Raw genomic sequence first — 1,259 nt, 5'->3', positions numbered from 1 at the left:
CTCGCCGTCGTGTGGGTGATCAGGCTGGTGTGGACATCCGCCTCATCGATGGCGTCATCCACCGCGGTCACTTGCACCGTCTGCGCTACATTCCAGTTCCCCGGCGTGAAGGTGAGGCTGCTCCGGTTGACGCTGACTTGGGCCGCGTCGCGCACCAGCGTAATCGTCACCGGCGCGGTCGGCTCGCTCAACAAGCGCACGTTGTAGCTCGCACTTGCGCCACCCTCGGCGACGTCGACCGTCGTCGGCGTGATCGCCACGCCCGCCGTGTCGTTGTCGGCAATCCGGACGGTCACGGTGGGCAACGGGGTAAAGCGCGCCGTCGGCTGGTTGTAGTTCGGGTCGGCACTCGCCGTCGTGTGGGTGATCAGGCTCAGGTGGACATCCGCCTCATCGATGGCGTCATCCACCGCGGTCACTTGCACCGTCTGCGCTACATTCCAGTTCTGCGGCGTGAAGGTGAGGCTGCTCCGGTTGACGCTGACCTGGGCCGCGTCACGCACCAGCGTGATCGTCACTGGCGCGGTCGGCTCGCTCAACAAGCGCACCGTGTAGTTGGCACTCGCCCCGCCTTCGGCGACGTCGAGCGTCGTCGGCGTGATCGCCACGCCCGCCGTGTCGTTGTCGGTAATCCGGACGGTCACGGTGGGCAACGGGGTAAAGCGGGCCGTCGCCTGATTGTAGTTCGGGTCGGCACTCGCCGTCGTGTGGGTGATCAGGCTCAGGTGGACATCCGCCTCGTCGATGGCGTCATCCACCGCGGTCACTTGCACCGTCTGCGCTACATTCCAGTTCCCCGGCGTGAAGGTGAGGCTCGTGCGGTTGACCGTCACCTGGGCCGCGTCGCGCACCAACGTGATCGTCACCGGCGCGGTCGGCTCGCTCAACAAGCGCACCGTGTAGTTGGCACTCGCCCCGCCCTCGGCGACGTCGACCGTCGTCGGGGTGATCGCCACCCCCGCCGTATCGTTGTCGGCAATCCGCACCGTCACGGTGGGCAACGGGGTAAAGCGCGCCGTCGCCTGATTGTAGTTCGGGTCAGCACTCGCCGTCGTGTGGGTGATCAGGCTGGTGTGGACATCCGCCTCATCGATGGCGTCATCCACCGCGGTCACTTGCACGCTCTGGGCGGTGTTCCAGTTCTGCGGCGTGAAGGTGAGGCTCGTGCGGTTGACGCTGACCTGGGCCGCGTCGCGCACCAGCGTAATCGTCACCGGCGCGGTCGGCTCGCTCAACAAGCGCACGTTGTAGCTCGCACT

The 1,259-nt window shown here is 66.4% G+C and carries 1 pseudogene; it reads right to left on the bottom strand.

Annotated features, from left to right (window positions below):
• Positions 1 to 1,259: pseudogene (locus A9Q02_RS02945) on the bottom strand (Calx-beta domain-containing protein); the annotation flags it as partial.

The organism is Candidatus Chloroploca asiatica, from assembly GCF_002532075.1.
GTDB lineage: Bacteria > Chloroflexota > Chloroflexia > Chloroflexales > Chloroflexaceae > Chloroploca > Chloroploca asiatica.
The sequence above is the reverse complement of the archived record's forward strand: the minus strand, read 5'-3'. Positions and strand labels throughout refer to the sequence as shown.